Here is a 19,254-nt window from a genome sequence, read left to right as displayed (position 1 = left end):
TCAGTCCCAGATTACCTTTAGCGCGTCTGCGCCGCCGGTGTGAGCAAACTGTTGCATGACGACCGAGCAGGAATCGCACGGTGCCATGGTGGTGGCAACTGTGACGGGGCCGCGGGTGGCGTCATCCGGATACTTGTCACGAATCACTTTGATCAGCTTGCTTTCGCTGTCCAGCGAGGTGGGCCTGAGGGTCAGCTCGGGGGTGTACGTCGACATGTTGTCGATCGTGCGAGGCAGTGATTCGAATCTGCCTTGGGCTGTCACACTCAGAGAGGTTCTGTCGAAGTTGTTGTGGAAGTCGACATTAATGTAGGTGCTGGTGCCTACCGTGACTTCCTGAGTGCGATGTTTGGCAAACAGCGGTAAAAACCGCGTATCGCCGCCAGCACCCGATACGCTGACATACACTTCGGTGTGGCCGTCGGTGCGGGTTATCTGCGCATAACCGATGTTTCTGGGGCGATTCATAGCCTTGGTGTTTTTGACAATGCTCTGAAGCTCTCTCATCGTCTTGGCAATGTGCAGATCGCTCAACTCACCGGGTTTGAACAGCTGCTTTTCAAACAGGTCATTGAAAATCCTTGCGGTTTGTTGGCGCAGTACTTCTGGTGCAGCCTTGGTGCGTGTCCAGGTTTTCGTAGTGACGGGATACTCGCAAACAATCATGCGCGTTCTGTGGTCGAACAAAACGGCTTCACCTGGCGTTGTTGCGACCTTTACATGCTTGAGGTTTTCAGGTGGATTTGCTGGTCCGCCGAGAGGTATCGCTATCTCATCCATGGCGCGGGCTGCCCGCTTCACGGTATCGAGCCCGTAGATTCGAGCGGTATTGTTGGCCTGTATCGAGCCGATGAAGACCGTATGGAGTTCCTTGTAGAGCGGATCTGTTTGAAGACTGGCGTCGGGTATGCGTTGCAACCTATGTGGGCCAGCGAGGCTCTGTCCTTTCACTATCTCGGCAAAGTAGTAGTCGGTCGCGTTGAGCTGGGTGAACAGGTACTCCGATTTAGCATTGGTCTTTGACTGGATGATCAATGTGCCGACTTGGCGGAGATCATCATCAAGGCCATCGTACACACCCGAGACCTTGATTCGACCGTACATCCCTTCTTGAAACTCGATGGTTCCCTCAAGCCGAGCCTTGGGCTTGAGTCTTTTCGGAAGACCCAGGCCCCTCCAGGCACCCTCGTATCGGGTCCACGCGCCCCCCGACTCTGTATAAAGTTGACCGTCCAGCACCAGAACAGGTCTGTCACGGCCAGGTTTTACCGGTGCGGGCGTGTAGATCTTGTCGCCAAACCACGGGCTATAGCCTTCAGCCGCGTTGTAGCTAGCCGCTGCGGGTGTGGGCGCGAGTTCACGGTGGACATAGGTATTGAGACAAACAGTGTTTCCCGGGGCGCGTCGAACCCGGCAGGGCCTGGAGCTTGAGGGTTTCACTGGCATCAATGGTATCGACACGGCGCAGGGCCCCTCGGTCAAGTCGATAAGGCACATCATCGATCAGTAACGTGCTGCGCCCGTCCACTTCAGGGATGTGCTGTACCCGTGTCGTTTTTGGCAGATCAAAGACCGCCCTGTTGTCGACTTTGGCAACTCTGGTGTATTCGGACCGACCAAAAGAGATCTCATTTGCCTTGATGCCCAGTTTGGGGCCGTAAGGCTTGCCCGATAACGGGTCAATCAGGTGATAGTCCGGTTTACTGGCCAGGCCAGTATTGCGTAAGGGGACGTCTTCAATGCCGCGCACTGTCGCCAAGTGGTCGCCTGCGCCCCTGGGCTTCCAGGTACCGGGAGTGGTCGATATGTAAACAGCCCCGACAACGTCGTATCGTCCGGCATGACCGGCCAGTGACTTCACCTTGAACAAGCCTTTCTGGCCGTACCGCAAAACTAATCTGGAGCCTGATTTCAATAGTGACGGGATGCCGTCCAGAGGGAGCAGGTTTTGCACCGTTGCAATGAGCAGTGTTGTTGTCAGGTTGCCAAAACCCAGCAGAGTCGCACGTGTGCCAAGTTTTCCGGCAGTCAATACCAGCTTTACTACGCCCGATACGTACTTGCCGATAGGGTATACAAAGGCAGCCACATCTATGATTAAACCAAACACACCTCGAATGATCCGATTTCTGTCACCTGAGGCGATATCTTCGATAGCACTCCAGAAGGGCACGAACATTTTTATGACGTTGAGGACTTTATCTTTCTGGGATTGTATACGGTCAAATTCGGTTTCCCCTCGGGCATAAGCAAGAAGAAGTGTTTCGTCGACAAAGAATAGATTGCTGATGATCAACCCCGTAATTTGCTGGGAGCGCAAAGAGGACAGTGTGTGTGGCACGAAGTCCGGATCTTGGTCGGGTTGAGCGCTGCTGAGGGTGTTTCCCAACTGCTCTATGATCGCCTCGCAACTTGCACCTGGCAGGGGCGTGGTCCCGGTTGTGTGTGCATTCCAATCGAATGGAAGGATCTTGGTGCGAATGACATTCACTGAGACGGCAGGTCCTGTTGAAACTTTCCACTTTTCGGTTGTTCGTTCCCCGCCAATGAGGTTTTGATTGAACGATTTGAGGGGGCGAATTACCCCAGCGCTCGGTACGCATTCGTAATATGACGTTTGGTTGTTGTGGGTGGCTTCCACTATAAAACCTTTGCGGGCTCTGAGCGGCTTTATAACTGTCTCGGTCTCGTTTTGTGCCTCCTCACCTGAAGTGGCCGCCCTTAAGGTATAGATTTTTATCGTGCCATACTCTATTGCCTGGCGATCGAGTAAGGGTAATTGTGCAAGCAGGCTCCTGATTAATTGTTCATAGGCCGTTTTTTGTAAAGTGAGGTAAGTGTTGAATCTTTCCTGGAAAACGCTGTGTATGTCAGGTAAGTATTTACCGCCAGGGGAGTAGAAGGAGAACCTGTTGGATGCTTCGGTGAACATGAGGTTTTTGTAAATTTGTATTTTTCGATCCCCATCAAGGTAGATCCAGGCTTGGCTTCTTTGCTTTCCATCATCTGTTGTCCTGTACCATTTTTTACCATCATCAAACATTCCTGATGCATAAACGTCAAGAAAGCTGAAGGACTCTTTTTGGGCGCTGTTTAATGTGGGTACATCAAAGAAACTACTTGCCCATGGAGAGGGCTCGGGTATCAACCTGTAACCATCCGTCATGAATGCATCGCGACCCAAGAGCTTGGTCATCTCTTGTTTGGCTAACTCCAATCGTTTGGGAGGTTCCTTGTCAAGTTCAGTGATGGCATGGCTCAATGTTTGTGTGTGTGCGTCGAGCGCGGACACTGAGCGCTCGATTTCTTCCTGTGTATAGTTGAAGTCGCTGGCCTCACGAATAACGCCATTTGTGACAGCCCACTCCAAAGTAGGGCGAAGTCGTGCGAGCGTTATGATATTCAGGGCCTGCGTAGAGGTTGTTTCCGTTTGATCAATCGGGAAGTTGACCAGATCCTGGAACTTCAGCAGTTGCAGCAAGGCTGGGTCAATGGCATGGGCGACGTTGGCGCCGTGCACGAAATTTACCCATACCAGCGAGCTTCTAAAGGGGAGGTCTGTCGGGATGTCTTGAACTTGGAACTCTACCGGGAACTTCGACAGGAAAAGACGCCCAAGTAGAATCGCTTCATTCATGGACAAGGCGCGTCCCGACTCAAGCAAGTGCTGCTCAAACTCTGTTTGCAGGGTTTGGTAGTTCTTTCCCCAGTTTGCGCGTTGATTCAGGTTATAACCGACGATGGTGTCGGGCTGGTCTGACGCTCTGTTGCACCAGAGGCGGAGTGCCTTGGCCACCAGTTTGATTCGAATGTCGGGCGAGGTTTCTTCGTCAGGTTTGCTTGCGTACCAGCCCAGCGCTTTGATCAGCGCATTTGCGAGTGCCTGAGCCTTGTCGGTATTCAGTATCTTGTCCAGATAAACCGAAGGCGATTCTCGAAGGGTCTGGGGTGTCAGGTTTTTAAGTATATCGCCGGCGAGGTAGTCAATCGGATGGACCTTGGCGTCTGGCAAGTGCTGCTTGATAACTTTGATAAAGGCGCTGTCAGTCAGTTGGTGAACGATACTTTCCGCTGTTATCTCCCTTGCTCTATCGGGGGGGAATGCATTGCGAATGGTTTTTAACGTGTTCCTGTCACTCAAGGTCGGGCGCCGGTAGAGGCTGTCGATATCAATGCCGTTCTCAAGCAGGGGAGAGTGTCTGGCGCGTTGCTCTTCCAGGGCGCGGATCGTTGCCAGGTGTTCGGTCGTATTTTTCGGGTCCCAGGGCATGAGGCCGTAATACTTTGCCATTCTGGACACGCTGACGAGGCTATCGAAACGAATCTGACCTCCTAGTGTCTGGGCTGCCTGGTCAATAGTGGCCATCCAGGCGCTCCATTTTGGTTGGCCGGTCAGCACTAGAGGGAGGATCGTTGCTCTGTCGGGGAGGAGTGTTTCATAGACTCCGCGCCCCTCTACAATAGTGACTTTCAAATAACTGTAAGACGCGTTCAGCTGTTTGCAGAGTGCACGGTAGTCTGCGTCTTTGATCAGCGCCTGAAGGGCGATTTGGCCCCGTTCGTTGTCTTGTGCCATGGGCGAGAGGGGGCGAGGTTTTATGAGGGTGTCAGCTAAATACTCGGGTGGTATTTTGCTGTCACGCAGGAGTGACAACAGGAGGTCATAGTCTTCCTGCCGGGCTTGATACAACTGTGCATAGCTCGGCGTTGTGTCGAGTAGGTTGTCTGGTGGTGTAACGGGGGCGGAAGTCGTTGTTTGCATAGCAATGATTTCTTCTGGGAGTTAATCAGGTTGAGCTTTGCGCGACGTCTGAAAGTGACTGGCAAAGAGAGTCTGTAGTTAACCGGGCATCAGAAATCAGCGGTGGTACATATGTCTTGAGGCTTGAGTTCGGGGCAGTCGGTGTTCCGGTGCCTCGCAGATACAGAATGTCCTCGTGCTTGCGGGGAGAGGGAACGCCTCCTAGTCTTGCGGGAGTGGTCGGATCTGGACGATGATCAGGCAGTGCCTATTCAAGGGACCTCATGAAGCCAAAACGGACGCTGGGAACGCCGCGATTGCTGGGCATCGTCTGGCCTTTCATCGCCGTGGTGATTTTTCAGGCACTGCTGGGGAGCGTCAGCATGTACATGCTGTCGGCCGTGCGCAGCTACGTGGGCGGCGAAAGCCTGTGGTCCAAGGGGCAGAAAGACGCGATCTACTACCTCAACCTCTATGCCGACAACCGCGACGAATCGCTTTTCCTGAAATATCAGACAGCCATCAGCGGGCCCCAGGGCAGTCACGACCTGCGCATAGCGCTGGACCGCGACCCGCCGGACCTGGACGCCGCCCGGGCGGGGGTCCACAAGGCGGGTAATCACCCCGATGACATGCAAAGCGTCATCTGGATGTACCTGAACTTTCGCCATGTCGGTTACATGGAGCAGGCTATCGACCTCTGGGCGGTGGGCGACGCCTACCTGGTAAAGCTGGATGAACTTGCCCAGGAAATGCACCGGGGCATTGCCAGCGGTCAGGCCAGCAGTAACGACATCCAGCGCTGGAAAACACAGATCCTGGCTATCAATGACGCGGTGACACCGGCCGCAAAAGCATTCAGTGATGCCTTGGGCGAAGGTTCCCGGTTCATCCTGAGGGTCTTGCTGGCCGTTAACTTCGCCACGGCCCTTGGGCTGATCGTGCTGGCGCTGTGGCGCACTCAGAAGCTGTTGCAGCAGCGCCACCAGTTCGCCAATGCCCTGGAGCTTGAGAAGGAGCGGGCGCAGATCACGCTGCAATCGATTGGCGACGGGGTCATTACCACCGATGTCGATGGCTCGATTGCCTATATGAACCCGGCAGCCGAGGCGTTGACCCACTGGAAAGCCGAGCAGGGCCGGTGGGCTGCCGCTGTCTGCATTGTTCAATTTGCTGGATGAAAATGCCCAGAACGATGGTTTCAACCTGATCGAGCACATTTTGAGTGGCGAACTGCGGGGTGGCAGCGAGCATTCAAAACTGATCCAGCGCCTGGATGGCAGTACCGTGTCGGTGACCCTGGTCGGGGCGCCGATCCACAACAGTGGCAAGGTCAGCGGTACGGTGCTGGTGTTGCATGACATGACCCAGGAGCGGCAATACATTGCCAATCTTTCCTGGCAGGCGACCCACGATGCGCTGACCGGGTTGGCCAATCGCCGCGAGTTCGAGTATCGGCTGGAGCAGGCCTTGCACGCTCTGGCGCGTCAGCCCGCCCGCCATGCCTTGATGTTTCTGGACCTGGACCAGTTCAAACTGGTCAACGATACGTGTGGGCATGCGGCCGGCGACGAATTGCTGCGCCACATCTGCGCGCTGCTGCAATCGGGCTTGCGCGAAAGTGACACCCTGGCGCGGTTGGGGGGCGATGAATTTGGCATTCTGTTGGAGAACTGCTCGCCGGAAGCTGCGGAGAAAATAGCCGAAGTCTTGCGCCAGACCGTGCAAAACCTGCACTTCGTCTGGAAGGGCCGGCCGTTTGTCACCACCATCAGCATCGGGTTGGTGCATATCACCCAGAGCCCGACCACCCTGGAGTCGTCACTGCGAGCCGCCGACATGGCGTGCTACATGGCCAAGGAGAAGGGCCGCAACCGGGTGCAGGTCTACCACGCCGACGACTCTGAGCTGTCCCTGCGTTTTGGCGAAATGGCTTGGGTGCAGCGCCTGCACATGGCGCTGGAGGAGAACCGCTTCTGTCTGTATGCCCAGGAAATTGCGCCGCTGGGGGCGACGGACCGCGAGTCGGGGCATATCGAGATTCTGCTGCGCCTGCACGACGAGGCCGGGCGGATGATTCTGCCCGACAGCTTTATACCGGCAGCTGAACGCTATGGGCTGATGACGTCGCTGGACCGTTGGGTGGTGGAGAACGTCTTCAAGATCATTGGCCAGTGCATGGCGCAAGAGCGTGAAGGCCCGATGGCCATGTGTGCGATCAATCTCTCGGGTATCACCATTGGCGATGACGAGTTTCTGGACTTCCTGCGTGAGGAGTTCGTCAAATACTCCGTGCCGCCGTCATTGATCTGTTTCGAAATCACCGAGACCAGTGCGATTGCCAATTTGGGCAGCGCTATACGGTTTATCAATGAGTTGAAAGGCTTGGGCTGCCACTTTTCCCTGGACGACTTTTGCGCCGGGATGTCGTCTTTCGCGTACTTGAAACATTTGCCTGTGGACTTTCTGAAGATCGACGGCAGCTTCGTCAAGGACATGCTTGACGACCCGATCAATCGGGCGATGGTCGAGGTGATCAACCATATCGGTCATGTGATGGGCAAACGCACCATCGCCGAGTTTGTGGAAACACCGCAGATCGAGCAGGCGCTGCTGGAGATCGGGGTGGATTACGCTCAGGGGTATGTGGTCGAGCGTCCGCAGTTGTTTACCTGTGACACCTTGCTGTGCCGCCCCTCCAGGCCGCAGGCGGTGTTGTTCAAGGCGCCGGGTACGTTCCGTTGAGGGCGTTGCCGCCTGACGGAAGCCGTCAGGCCGTTGCACGTCGGGGTCAGCCGGCCATTGCCAGGCGGTTGCGGCCTTCACGTTTGGCCACATACAGCGCGCTGTCGGCGCGGCGTAGCAGGCTTTCGGCGGATTCGCCCGGCAGCAGGGTCGAGCAGCCAAGGCTGACGGTCAGCGCGATGGGTGTCTCGTCGGCCATATAGTCCTGGGTTTGTGCGGCGTTGCGCAGCCGCTCACCGACCATCGCTGCTGCTTCGCGGGGGGTGTTGGACAGCAGGATCAGAAACTCTTCACCGCCAAACCGAAACACCATGTCCACGTTGCGCAACTGGCCTTTGATCGACGCTGCAACGGCTTTGAGTACCTGGTCACCGGCACTGTGACCGTAGTTGTCATTGATGCGTTTGAAATGGTCGATGTCGAGCATCAGCAATGACAGTGGCTGCATATGCCGGCGAGCCATTTCGATTTCGCGTTGCAGGGTCTGGTCCATGGCAATGCGGTTACCCGTGTCCGTCAGCGGATCACGCAGGGCACTTTGGGTGGCGACGCGGTACAGCAGCGCATTGCGCATCGGGTAAAGCAGGGTGGACAGCAGAGACTCGAGGTTGCCTTGGTCCAGCTCGCTGAACCGCTGATTGCGGCGGAATACCAGTTCGCCCAGAAACTCGCCTTCATGGCTCAGGCTGTAGCTCACCGAGTGGTGGCCGCGCTGGCCGAACTCCAGGCGCAGATCGCTGCCCTTGTGTTGATAGGTCAAGGCGTCCAGCGGCACGAGGCGCTGAACCTGTCGAAAAAACAGCCCCAGGATGCGTTGCGGCTCAAGGCTGGTCTGCAACTGCAGGCCCATTTGCTGGCGCAGTTGGGCGAGGCCGACGGGGCGTTCCAGCAGAGGTGGCTGCTGACCAAAGCCCAGGCGTTGCAATTTGGCGCTATCAAAGTCAATTGCGTTGGTCTGGGTAGGCGATTTCATATGGCGTGAGCCCCTAAGCAGTAAGGCTGTCTTACAGGCTGGGTGAGAGCGGCTTTGGGCTGCGCGTCATACTGGTCCATCAGTCCCGTAGGACATTTGGTGGGAGTTTAGTCCGCTTTGCCGTTCAAAAGTAACCCGGCTTCAGGAGCTGCCCGCTCGCTACCACACTGCGTGTGTGAGCAAACTTAGAGCGAAAGTCGTGCCATTCAGTTCATTTTGACAAAAATCGTTACATATCAATGAGTTGAGTTGTGGTGTGCGGTGCACAGTCAGGCGGGTCGGCATTTATTTGACTTGCGCGGGGGGAGTTTTCATCGGGCTGCGAGCGCCGCGACAGGAAGTCGTCGCGGCGTCAGCGTTACAGCGAGGGGTTACTGAGCGTCGAAAGCCTGGCCGTTGATGCCGGTGCTGTCCGGGCCCATCAGGTACAGGTACACCGGCATGATTTCTTCCGGTGTCGGGTTGTTGGCCGGGTTTTCCCCAGGGTATGCCTGCGCGCGCATGCTGGTGCGCGTGGCGCCCGGGTTGATGCTGTTGGCGCGTACCGGGGCAACGGTGTCGACTTCGTCGGCCAGGGTTTGCATCAGGCCTTCGGTGGCGAACTTCGACACACCGTAGGCGCCCCAGTAAGCACGGCCTTTGCGGCCGACGCTGCTGGAGGTGAAGATCACCGAGGCATCCTGGGACAGCTTGAGCAGCGGCAGCAGGGTGCTGGTCAGCATGAACATGGCGTTCACGTTGACGTGCATCACGCGCATGAAGTTTTCGCCGGAGAGTTGCTCCAGCGGCGTGCGCGGACCAATGATCGAGGCATTGTGGAGCAGGCCGTCGAGGTGGCCGAATTCGGTTTCGATCATCGCCGCCAGTTCGTCGTACTGGTGCGGCAGGGCGGTTTCCAGGTTGAACGGAATGACCACCGGCTGAGGATGGCCGGCCGCCTCGATGTCGTCATAAACCTGGGTCAGGTTGGCTTCGGTCTTGCCCAGCAGCAGCACGGTTGCACCGTGAGCGGCGTAGGTCTTCGCGGCGGCGGCGCCGATACCGCGGCCAGCGCCGGTGACCAGGATGACCCGGTCCTTGAGCATTTCAGGGCGGGCGGAATAATCAAACATAAAAAAACCTCACAACAATTCAACAGTAGGCAGGCATCGCATCTGTGGCGAGGGAGCTTGCTCCCGCTCGGCTGCGAAAGCAGTCGTGAAACCTGCAAATGCGGTGTGCCTGACAGAGTGTGGTCATAGACGGCGGGGCCGCTTTGCGACCCAGCGGGAGCAAGCTCCCTCGCCACAAAAGCGGTTCGGCTCAGCAGCTGCACAAAGCGCTATCGAGCACCTTGCGCAGCTCCAGAGGGTGATCGACCACAACGTCCGCGCCCCAGTGCCGCGGGTTGTCGTCCGGATGAATGTAGCCATAGGTCACGGCGGCGGTTTTGGTACCGGCATCGCGGCCCGACTCGATATCGCGCAAGTCATCACCGACAAACAGGACGCTGGCCGGGTCCAGATCGAGCATCTTGCATGCCAGTATCAGCGGCTCCGGGTCCGGCTTGCTGTTCTTGACGTGATCCGGGCAGATCAGCAGCGCCGAACGCTCGGCCAGCCCCAGTTGCTGCATGATCGGTTCGGCAAAACGCAGGGGTTTGTTGGTGACGACGCCCCAGATCAGGTTGGCGCTCTCGATGTCGGCCAGCAATTCGCCCATGCCGTCGAAGAGTGCGCTGTGGACTGCGCAGTCTTTGAGGTAGCGCTCCAGAAACTCCTGGCGCAGCTCTTCAAAACCTGGCGATTCCGGGTCCATGGAAAAGGTCACCGCGACCATCGCCTTGGCGCCGCCGGAAATTTCGTCGCGGATGTGCTTGTCGTTCATCGGCGGCAGCCCGCGATCGGCGCGCATCGCCTGGCAGATGGCAATGAAGTCCGGCGCGGTGTCGAGCAGGGTGCCGTCCATGTCGAAAAGGACTGCTCTGATACGCATGTGCTTATTTCTCGCGCAGGGTCTGGATCATGTAGTTGACGTCAACGTCGTTGCCCAGCTTGTAGTGCTTGGTCAGCGGGTTGTACGTCAAGCCGATGATGTCCTTGACGGTCAGGCCGGCCATGCGGCTCCAGGCACCCAGTTCGGAGGGGCGGATGAACTTCTTGAAGTCGTGGGTGCCGCGCGGCAGCAACTTCATGATGTACTCGGCGCCGATAATGGCGAACAGGTAGGCCTTGGGGTTGCGGTTGATGGTGGAGAGAAACACCTGGCCGCCGGGTTTGACCATGCGGAAGCAGGCGCGGATGACCGAGGACGGGTCCGGCACGTGTTCGAGCATTTCCAGGCAGGTGACCACGTCGAACTGCTCTGGCAGCTCTTCAGCCAGAGCTTCGGAGGTAATCTGGCGGTATTCCACGTTGACGCCGGATTCCAGCTGATGCAATTGGGCAACCGCGAGCGGCGCTTCGCCCATGTCGATGCCCATTACCGTTGCGCCGCGCTGGGCCATGGCTTCGCTGAGAATGCCGCCGCCACAACCGACGTCGAGCACCTTCTTGCCGGCCAGGTTGACGCGCTCGTCAATCCAGTTGACCCGCAGCGGGTTGATGTCGTGCAGCGGTTTGAACTCGCTTTCGCGGTCCCACCAGCGGTGGGCCAGGGCTTCGAATTTGGCGATTTCAGCGTGGTCGACGTTGCTCATGGGTCTGTCCTCTAAACTTGAAAAATCCTGATGCCTTGAGGCTTGCCCCAAGGTTGTATCTGTTCGCGGCGGCCTTACTCGGCATGACCGCTGATGCGCTGGCCCCACGCCTTGGCGGTGGCGCTCAGCTGTTGTTCATCCAGGCGCGTCAGGCGCCGGTCGTCGAGCAAGTGTTTGCCCGCGACCCAAAGGTGTTTCACGCAGTCCCGGCCTGTGGCGTAGATAAGCTGCGACACCGGGTCGTAGATCGGTTGCTGGGCCAGGCCCGACAGGTCGAAAGCCACCAGGTCAGCAGCCTTGCCGATTTCCAGTGAGCCGGTTTGTGCTTCCAGCCCCAGCGCGCGGGCACCGTTGAGCGTGGCCATGCGCAGGGCGCGATGCGCATCCAGCGCGGTGGCCGAGCCCGCGACGGCTTTGGCCAGCAGGGCGGCAGTGCGGGTTTCGCCGAGCAGGTCCAGGTCATTGTTACTGGCCGCACCGTCGGTGCCCACTGCCACATTGACTCCGGCCTGCCACAGGCGCTCTACCGGGCAGAAACCGCTGGCCAGTTTCAGGTTCGACTCGGGGCAATGAATCACATGGGTGTTGCTTTCTACCAGCAACGCAAGGTCTTCATCGCTGATCTGGGTCATGTGAACGGCCTGGAAGCGCGGCCCGAGCAAGCCCAGGCGCCCCAGTCGGGCCAGCGGGCGTTCGCCGCGCTGTTCTACCGACTGCTGCACTTCGAAGGCGGTTTCGTGGACGTGCATGTGAATGGCCGCGTCCAGTTCTTCGGCGATGATCCGGATTTTCTCCAGGTTTTCGTCGCTGACGGTGTACGGTGCATGGGGGCCGAAGGTGATTTTGATCCGCGGGTGGTGCTTGAGGTCGCTGAACAGTTCCACGCCCTGACGAATGGCTTCATCTGCATCACTGGCGCCGGGAATCGGAAAATCGAGGATCGGGATGGCGATTTGGGCGCGAATGCCACTGTTGTGGACACGCTCGCTGGCCACTTTCGGAAAGAAGTACATGTCCGAAAAGCAGGTGATGCCCCCTTTGATTTGCTCGGCGATGGCCAGGTCGGTGCCGTCACGCACAAAGGCTTCATCGACCCACTTGGCCTCGGCGGGCCAGATATGCTGTTCCAGCCAGGTCATCAGCGGCAAGTCATCGGCCAGGCCACGGAACAGCGTCATCGCCGCATGCCCGTGGGCGTTGATCAAACCGGGGCTGAGCAGCATGTCCGGCAGTTCGCGGACCTCGGTGGCGTTGAGTTTCAGGGCCTCGCTACGCGGACCGATGAAGACGATGCGACCGTCGCGAATGCCCAGGCCATGCTCTTTAAGGACCACGCCAGCGGGTTCGACAGGTACTAACCAGGTCGGCAGCAGGAGTAGGTCGAGCGCAGCGGCAGGGTTCGGCATCGAGGGTTCGGTCCAGTGCTTTTATAAAGGATGGCGAAGTATACCCGAGCGTCTTCGCGGGGGGATCGCTATAATCGGCGGCTTTTGTTCATGAGTGCGGGGTGAAGGATGCGCGATCGACTGTTGGCAGCGGAGAAGGTCAAGGCCATCGATTGGCGAGATGGCGCCCTGTACTTGCTGGACCAGCGTATTTTGCCGTTCGAAGAAACCTGGATCGCGTACACCAGCGCCGCCGGTGTGGCTGAGGCCATTCGTTCGATGGTGGTGCGTGGCGCTCCGGCAATCGGCATCAGTGCGGCGTATGGCATGGTGCTTTCAGCTCGCGCCCGAATTGCCGAGGGCGGTGACTGGCAGGCCGCGTGGGAAGAGGATTACGCGTTGCTGGCCGATTCCCGTCCAACGGCGGTGAATCTGTTCTGGGCCTTGAGTCGCATGCGTGACCGCCTGGATCGCCTTAAGGAAGATGCAGACCCTCTGGTGGCGCTGGAGGCGGAGGCCATCGCCATTCACGAAAGCGATCGCGAAGCCAACCTGACCATGGCTCAGTTGGGTGTCGATCTGATTCGCAAGCATCAGGGCAATGCCCAGGCCATTCTTACGCATTGCAACACGGGTGCACTGGCCACGGGCGGCTTCGGCACTGCGCTGGGGGTGATTCGTGCGGCGTTCCTTGAGGGTATGGTCGAGCGGGTTTATGCCGACGAAACCCGTCCCTGGCTGCAAGGTTCACGGCTCACGGCCTGGGAACTGGCAAACGAGGGCATCCCGGTGACGCTGAACGCTGACTCCGCGGCCGCGCACATCATGAAGACCAAGGGCGTGACCTGGGTGATCGTCGGCGCCGACCGCATTACCGCCAACGGCGACGTGGCGAACAAGATCGGCACCTATCAACTGGCGGTCAACGCCATGCACCACGGGGTGCGCTTCATGGTGGTGGCGCCGAGTTCGACCATCGACATGAACCTGGCCAGTGGCGAAGACATCCCGATTGAAGAGCGTGATGGCAGTGAGTTGCTGGAGGTGGGCGGCAAGCGCGTGGGGGCTGATGTCGAGGCGTTCAACCCGGTGTTCGACGTGACCCCAGCCGACCTGATCGACGCCATCGTCACCGAAAAAGGCATCGTCGAGCGCCCGGACGCCGCGAAAATGGCACAGTTGATGTGCCGCAAGCGCCTGCATTGATGATCGCTGGCGTCTGATAAATCGCCTTCGCGAGCAAGCCCGCTCCCACATTGGATCAATGTCGTTCGCAAAATCTGTGACCGACTCGGTCAATTGTGGGAGCGAGCTTGCTCGCGATGGGGCCCTCAAGGTCAACAAATCAGCCTGAGTTGGACCTGTGATTTGCCTCAGAGCCTCTCTCGTCGCCTTTGCGCCTGTCACCGGTCAACTAACTATGCTCCATGCGCATCTGGGGGATAGGTGCGTGGCGGCTCTTGTGATAACATCCGGCGTTTTCCGAGGCAGTCCCGCGGGGTTGTCTTTACTGCGCAGATCCATGGCTTAACTCGTTGATTTGTCGTAAGTCGCTGCATGGCACTCAGCCGGTAGCGGCGAGCTTCGTTCGTCCCAAATGGATGTGACGAAGTTTCACCAGAAAAAGGAATCAGGCTTCTCATGGGCGAACTGGCCAAAGAAATCCTCCCGGTCAATATCGAAGACGAGCTGAAACAGTCCTACCTCGACTACGCGATGAGCGTAATTGTCGGTCGGGCACTGCCTGATGCGCGCGATGGCTTGAAGCCCGTGCATCGGCGTGTGCTGTTCGCGATGAGCGAGCTGGGTAACGACTTCAACAAGCCGTACAAGAAATCTGCCCGTGTTGTCGGTGACGTGATCGGTAAGTATCACCCGCACGGTGATACCGCGGTGTACGACACCATCGTTCGTATGGCGCAGCCATTCTCGCTGCGCTACCTGCTGGTCGACGGCCAGGGCAACTTCGGTTCGGTCGACGGCGACAACGCTGCGGCAATGCGATACACCGAAGTGCGCATGACCAAGCTGGCGCACGAGCTGCTGGCTGACCTGCACAAAGAAACCGTGGACTGGGTGCCGAACTACGACGGCACCGAAATGATCCCGGCGGTCATGCCGACCCGTATTCCCAACCTGCTGGTCAACGGCTCCAGCGGTATCGCCGTGGGCATGGCGACCAACATCCCGCCGCACAACCTCGGTGAAGTCATCGACGGTTGCCTGGCACTCATCGACAACCCCGAGCTGACCGTCGATGAGCTGATGCAGTACATCCCGGGTCCGGACTTCCCGACCGCCGCGATCATCAACGGTCGTGCTGGCATCATCGAAGCCTACCGCACCGGCCGCGGGCGCATTTACATGCGCGCCCGTTCGATGATCGAAGACATCGACAAGGTCGGTGGCCGTCAGCAGATCGTCATCACCGAGCTCCCTTACCAGTTGAACAAGGCGCGTCTGATCGAGAAGATCGCCGAGCTGGTCAAAGAGAAGAAGCTGGAAGGCATCACCGAGCTGCGCGACGAGTCCGACAAGGACGGTATGCGCGTCGTGATCGAGCTGCGTCGTGGCGAAGTGCCTGAGGTAATCCTCAATAACCTCTACGCCCAGACTCAGTTGCAAGCGGTGTTTGGTATCAACATCGTTGCGCTGATCGACGGCCGTCCGCGAATCCTGAACCTCAAGGACCTGCTGGAAGCCTTCGTGCGTCACCGCCGCGAAGTCGTTACCCGTCGTACCGTATTCGAGCTGCGTAAAGCCCGCGAGCGTGGCCACATCCTCGAAGGTCAGGCCGTTGCCCTGTCGAACATCGACCCGGTCATCGCGCTGATCAAGGCTTCGCCAACCCCGTCGGAAGCCAAGGAAGCGCTGATCAGCACTGCGTGGGAATCCTCCGCGGTGGTCGCGATGGTCGAACGTGCCGGTGCCGACTCTTGCCGTCCAGAGACCCTGGACCCGCAATACGGTCTGCGCGAAGGCAAGTACTTCCTGTCGCCAGAACAGGCGCAAGCCATTCTGGAGCTGCGTCTGCACCGTCTGACCGGCCCTGGAGCACGAAAAACTGCTGGCCGAGTATCAAGAGATCCTCAACCAGATCGGCGAGCTGATCCGCATCCTCAACAGCGCTGTGCGCCTGATGGAAGTGATCCGCGAAGAGCTGGAAGTGATCCGCGCCGAGTATGGCGATGTGCGCCGCACTGAGATTCTTGATGCGCGTCTGGACCTGACCCTGGGTGACATGATCCCGGAAGAAGAGCGCGTCGTGACCATTTCCCACGGTGGCTATGCCAAGACCCAGCCATTGGCTGCGTACCAGGCCCAGCGTCGTGGTGGTAAAGGTAAATCGGCTACCGGCGTCAAGGATGAGGACTACATCGCTCACCTGCTGGTTGCCAACAGCCACACCACGCTGTTGCTGTTCTCCAGCAAGGGCAAGGTCTACTGGCTGAAAACCTACGAAATCCCTGAAGCGTCCCGCGCTGCCCGTGGTCGTCCGCTGGTTAACCTGCTGCCGCTGGACGATGGTGAATACATCACCACCATGCTGCCGGTCGAGGAATACACCGAAGGTCACTTCATCTTCATGGCCACCGCCAACGGCACCGTGAAGAAGACCCCGCTGGAATCCTTCAGTCGTCAGCGCAGCGTCGGCTTGATCGCGCTGGAGCTGGACGAAGGCGACGTACTGATCTCGGCTGCCATTACCGATGGCGAGCGTGAAGTCATGCTGTTCTCCGATGGCGGCAAGGTGACGCGCTTCAAAGAGTCCGACGTACGTGCCATGGGCCGTACCGCTCGCGGTGTCCGCGGCATGCGTCTGCCGGAAGGCCAGAAGCTGATTTCCATGCTGATCCCGGAAGAAGGCAGCCAGATCCTCACCGCTTCGGCGCGTGGTTTCGGCAAACGTACGGCTATCACCGAGTTCCCTGAGTACAAGCGTGGCGGTCAGGGCGTTATCGCCATGGTCAGCAACGAGCGTAACGGCCGTCTGGTCGGCGCAGTCCAGGTGCTCGACGGTGAGGAAATCATGCTGATTTCCGACCAGGGCACCCTGGTGCGTACTCGTGTTGATGAAGTGTCCAGCCTGGGTCGTAACACCCAGGGCGTGACGCTGATCAAGCTGGCCAGTGATGAAACGCTGGTCGGTCTGGAGCGGGTTCAGGAGCCGTCGGAAGTCGAAGGCGAAGAGCTGGAAGGTGAAGAGGGTGTTGAGCTTGAAGGCGAAGTCGTGATCGACGACGCTGTCGAAGATCAGCAACTCGACGCAACTGCCGACGAAGAGCCGAAGGAATAAGCGGACAAATAAGGGGGCGGATGAAGATTCGCCCCCTTGTTGTTTGTCCGAACGAAAAATTCGATATCGGCGGAGATCTCTTGTGGGAGCGAGCCTGCTCGCGATGCAGGCGCTGCGGTACCTCTGAAAAATCGTGGTGACGCATTCGCGAGCAGGCTCGCTCCCACAGGTTTTCTGCTTCGGCAGGGGATCTGTGTCGACTGATATCGTGATTTATTACGTGATACCACCAAATCAGAGCGAGATTGGATGTGAGCAAGAGAGCCTATAACTTCTGTGCCGGTCCCGCGGCGCTTCCCGAAGCTGTTCTGCAGCGCGCCCAGGGTGAACTTCTCGACTGGCACGGCAAAGGCCTGTCCGTCATGGAAATGAGCCATCGCAGCGATGAGTTCGTGTCCATTGCCACCAAGGCCGAGCAGGATCTGCGCGATCTGCTCAATATCCCCTCGAACTACAAAGTGCTGTTTCTGCAAGGCGGCGCGAGCCAGCAGTTTGCTCAGATCCCGCTGAACCTGTTGCCGGAAAACGCAACAGCCGACTATATCGACACCGGTATCTGGTCGCAGAAAGCCATTGAAGAAGCTTCGCGCTACGGTCACATCAACGTTGCCGCTACTGCCAAGCCTTACGACTATTTCGCCATTCCCGGTCAGAACGAGTGGGAATTGTCGCGAGATGCGGCCTACGTGCACTACGCGCCGAACGAAACCATCGGTGGCCTGGAGTTCAGCTGGATTCCGGAAACCGGTGATGTACCGCTGGTCGCCGACATGTCTTCGGACATTCTTTCGCGTCCGATGGATGTCTCGCGTTTCGGCATGATCTACGCCGGCGCGCAGAAAAACATCGGCCCGAGCGGCATCGTCGTCAACATCATCCGTGAAGACTTGCTGGGGCGCGCCCGTTCGTTCTGCCCGACCATGCTCGATTACAAGGTCGCAGCCGACAACGGCTCGATGTACAACACCCCGCCGACGCTGGCCTGGTACTTGTCCGGTCTTGTGTTCGAATGGCTGAAAGAGCAGGGTGGTGTTGAAGCCATTGGCAAGCTCAATGAAGTCAAGCAGCGCACGTTGTACGACTTCATCGACGCCAGCGGCTTGTACAGCAACCCGATCAACAAGGCTGACCGCTCGTGGATGAACGTGCCGTTCCGTCTGGCTGACGACCGTCTCGACAAGCCGTTCCTGGCGGGTGCTGACGCACGCGGCCTGCTGAACCTCAAGGGTCACCGTTCGGTAGGCGGCATGCGTGCCTCTATCTACAACGCCGTCGACATCCACGCCGTCAATGCGTTGGTGGCGTACATGGCAGAGTTCGAGAAGGAACACGGTTAATGTCTGAGCAAGAACTCAAGGCACTGCGCCTGCGCATTGATAGCCTGGACGAAAAAGTCCTGGAGCTGATCAGTGAGCGTGCGCGCTGCGCCCAGGAAGTCGCGCGAGTAAAGATGGCCTCGCTGGCCGAAGGCGAAGTGCCGGTGTTCTATCGCCCTGAGCGTGAAGCTCAGGTGCTCAAGCGTGTGATGGAACGTAACCAGGGGCCGCTGGGCAACGAAGAGATGGCGCGGTTGTTCCGCGAAATCATGTCCTCGTGCCTGGCACTCGAGCAGCCGCTGAAAGTGGCTTATCTCGGCCCCGAGGGGACCTTCACCCAAGCGGCGGCGATGAAGCACTTCGGTCACGCGGTGATCAGCAAGCCGATGGCGGCGATCGACGAAGTGTTCCGTGAAGTGGCGGCGGGTGCGGTGAACTTTGGCGTGGTCCCGGTGGAAAATTCCACTGAAGGCGCGGTCAACCACACCCTCGACAGCTTCCTTGAGCATGACATGGTCATTTGTGGCGAAGTCGAGTTGCGGATTCACCACCACTTGCTGGTCGGTGAAAACACCAAGACCGACAGCATCAGCCGCATCTACTCCCACGCGCAGTCCCTGGCTCAGTGCCGCAAGTGGCTGGATGCTCATTACCCGAACGTCGAGCGCGTGGCGGTGTCGAGCAATGCCGAGGCCGCGAAGCGGGTCAAGGGTGAGTGGAATTCGGCGGCGATTGCCGGCGACATGGCGGCAAGTTTGTACGGGTTGACCCGTCTGGCCGAAAAAATCGAGGACCGTCCGGATAACTCCACGCGGTTCCTGATGATTGGCAGCCAGGAAGTGCCGCCGACCGGCGACGACAAGACCTCGATCATCGTTTCTATGAGCAACAAGCCTGGCGCGCTCCATGAATTGCTGGTGCCGTTCCATGACAACGGTATCGATCTGACGCGGATTGAAACCCGTCCGTCGCGCAGCGGTAAATGGACCTACGTGTTCTTCATCGATTTCGTCGGCCATCATCGCGATCCGCTGGTCAAGGGCGTGCTGGAAAAGATCAGTCAGGAAGCAGTGGCACTTAAAGTGTTGGGTTCCTACCCCAAAGCAGTTCTGTAAGGGCG

Annotated in this window: 10 protein-coding genes and 2 pseudogenes; 5 read left to right on the top strand and 7 right to left on the bottom strand. The window is 58.3% G+C overall.

Translation table 11 applies throughout. The annotated features are described in order from the left end of the window. Both AABM54_RS18055 and AABM54_RS18050 read right to left on the bottom strand, forming a co-directional pair. Entirely contained in the window at positions 1-1,077 is a 1,077-nt protein-coding gene (locus AABM54_RS18055; protein ID WP_347901378.1) for a deaminase domain-containing protein, read from the bottom strand. A 280-nt stretch (positions 1,078-1,357) separates the two neighbouring features. Continuing rightward, positions 1,358-4,762, bottom strand: a complete 3,405-nt coding sequence (locus AABM54_RS18050; RefSeq protein WP_347901377.1) for a hypothetical protein — start codon at positions 4,760-4,762, stop codon at positions 1,358-1,360. 263 nt (positions 4,763-5,025) lie between these two features. Here AABM54_RS18050 and AABM54_RS18045 point away from each other — a divergent pair. Then, positions 5,026-7,486 (top strand): annotated as a pseudogene (locus AABM54_RS18045) (EAL domain-containing protein). Positions 7,487-7,532: 46 nt separating this feature from the next. On the opposite strand, the gene AABM54_RS18040 reads toward AABM54_RS18045, so the two are convergent. The 5 genes from AABM54_RS18040 to AABM54_RS18020 all read right to left on the bottom strand — a co-directional run bounded on the left by AABM54_RS18040 (position 7,533) and on the right by AABM54_RS18020 (position 12,542). Then, entirely contained in the window at positions 7,533-8,459 is a 927-nt protein-coding gene (locus AABM54_RS18040) for a GGDEF domain-containing protein (protein ID WP_347901376.1), read from the bottom strand. A gap of 371 nt (positions 8,460-8,830) precedes the next feature. After that, positions 8,831-9,571: a YciK family oxidoreductase gene (locus tag AABM54_RS18035; protein WP_347901375.1), complete on the bottom strand. Its 741-nt coding sequence runs from the start codon at positions 9,569-9,571 to the stop codon at positions 8,831-8,833. A gap of 190 nt (positions 9,572-9,761) precedes the next feature. Continuing rightward, on the bottom strand, positions 9,762-10,433 hold the full coding sequence (gene mupP / locus AABM54_RS18030) for an N-acetylmuramic acid 6-phosphate phosphatase MupP (protein WP_347901374.1): 672 nt from the start codon (positions 10,431-10,433) through the stop codon (positions 9,762-9,764). Positions 10,434-10,437: 4 nt separating this feature from the next. Then, positions 10,438-11,136, bottom strand: a complete 699-nt coding sequence (gene ubiG / locus AABM54_RS18025; protein WP_347901373.1) for a bifunctional 2-polyprenyl-6-hydroxyphenol methylase/3-demethylubiquinol 3-O-methyltransferase UbiG — start codon at positions 11,134-11,136, stop codon at positions 10,438-10,440. Between the two features lie 74 nt (positions 11,137-11,210). After that, the gene (locus AABM54_RS18020; protein WP_347901372.1) at positions 11,211-12,542 is read right to left on the bottom strand and encodes a TRZ/ATZ family hydrolase; all 1,332 of its coding nucleotides are present in this window, start codon (positions 12,540-12,542) and stop codon (positions 11,211-11,213) included. Between the two features lie 108 nt (positions 12,543-12,650). Here AABM54_RS18020 and mtnA point away from each other — a divergent pair, with 108 nt between their 5' ends. From mtnA to pheA, 4 genes and pseudogenes are all read left to right on the top strand, one after another. Next, on the top strand, positions 12,651-13,727 hold the full coding sequence (gene mtnA / locus AABM54_RS18015; protein ID WP_347901371.1) for an S-methyl-5-thioribose-1-phosphate isomerase: 1,077 nt from the start codon (positions 12,651-12,653) through the stop codon (positions 13,725-13,727). 435 nt (positions 13,728-14,162) lie between these two features. Further along, positions 14,163-16,818, top strand: a pseudogene (gene gyrA, locus AABM54_RS18010) (DNA gyrase subunit A). Between the two features lie 251 nt (positions 16,819-17,069). After that, positions 17,070-18,155, top strand: coding sequence for a 3-phosphoserine/phosphohydroxythreonine transaminase (gene serC, locus AABM54_RS18005; RefSeq protein WP_347901370.1), 1,086 nt, complete (start codon positions 17,070-17,072; stop codon positions 18,153-18,155). Then, a complete protein-coding gene (gene pheA, locus AABM54_RS18000; protein WP_347901369.1) occupies positions 18,155-19,249 on the top strand; it encodes a prephenate dehydratase in 1,095 nt (364 codons plus the stop codon). Before serC ends, pheA begins: the two co-directional genes overlap by 1 nt. Positions 19,250-19,254 lie beyond the last annotated feature (5 nt).

The organism is Pseudomonas purpurea, assembly GCF_039908635.1.
GTDB classification, from domain to species: Bacteria; Pseudomonadota; Gammaproteobacteria; order Pseudomonadales; family Pseudomonadaceae; genus Aquipseudomonas; species Aquipseudomonas purpurea.
This window is presented reverse-complemented; position numbering and strand designations above follow the sequence as displayed.

Bases quoted from the DNA above. Each gene is read 5' to 3' on its own strand.
- AABM54_RS18050 (WP_347901377.1), bottom strand. From the start codon at position 4,762: ATGCAAACAACGACTTCCGCCCCCGTTACACCACCAGACAACCTACTC.
- AABM54_RS18040 (WP_347901376.1), bottom strand. From the start codon at position 8,459: ATGAAATCGCCTACCCAGACCAACGCAATTGACTTTGATAGCGCCAAA.
- AABM54_RS18035 (WP_347901375.1), bottom strand. From the start codon at position 9,571: ATGTTTGATTATTCCGCCCGCCCTGAAATGCTCAAGGACCGGGTCATC.
- mupP (WP_347901374.1), bottom strand. From the start codon at position 10,433: ATGCGTATCAGAGCAGTCCTTTTCGACATGGACGGCACCCTGCTCGAC.
- ubiG (WP_347901373.1), bottom strand. From the start codon at position 11,136: ATGAGCAACGTCGACCACGCTGAAATCGCCAAATTCGAAGCCCTGGCC.
- AABM54_RS18020 (WP_347901372.1), bottom strand. From the start codon at position 12,542: ATGCCGAACCCTGCCGCTGCGCTCGACCTACTCCTGCTGCCGACCTGG.
- mtnA (WP_347901371.1), top strand. From the start codon at position 12,651: ATGCGCGATCGACTGTTGGCAGCGGAGAAGGTCAAGGCCATCGATTGG.
- pheA (WP_347901369.1), top strand. From the start codon at position 18,155: ATGTCTGAGCAAGAACTCAAGGCACTGCGCCTGCGCATTGATAGCCTG.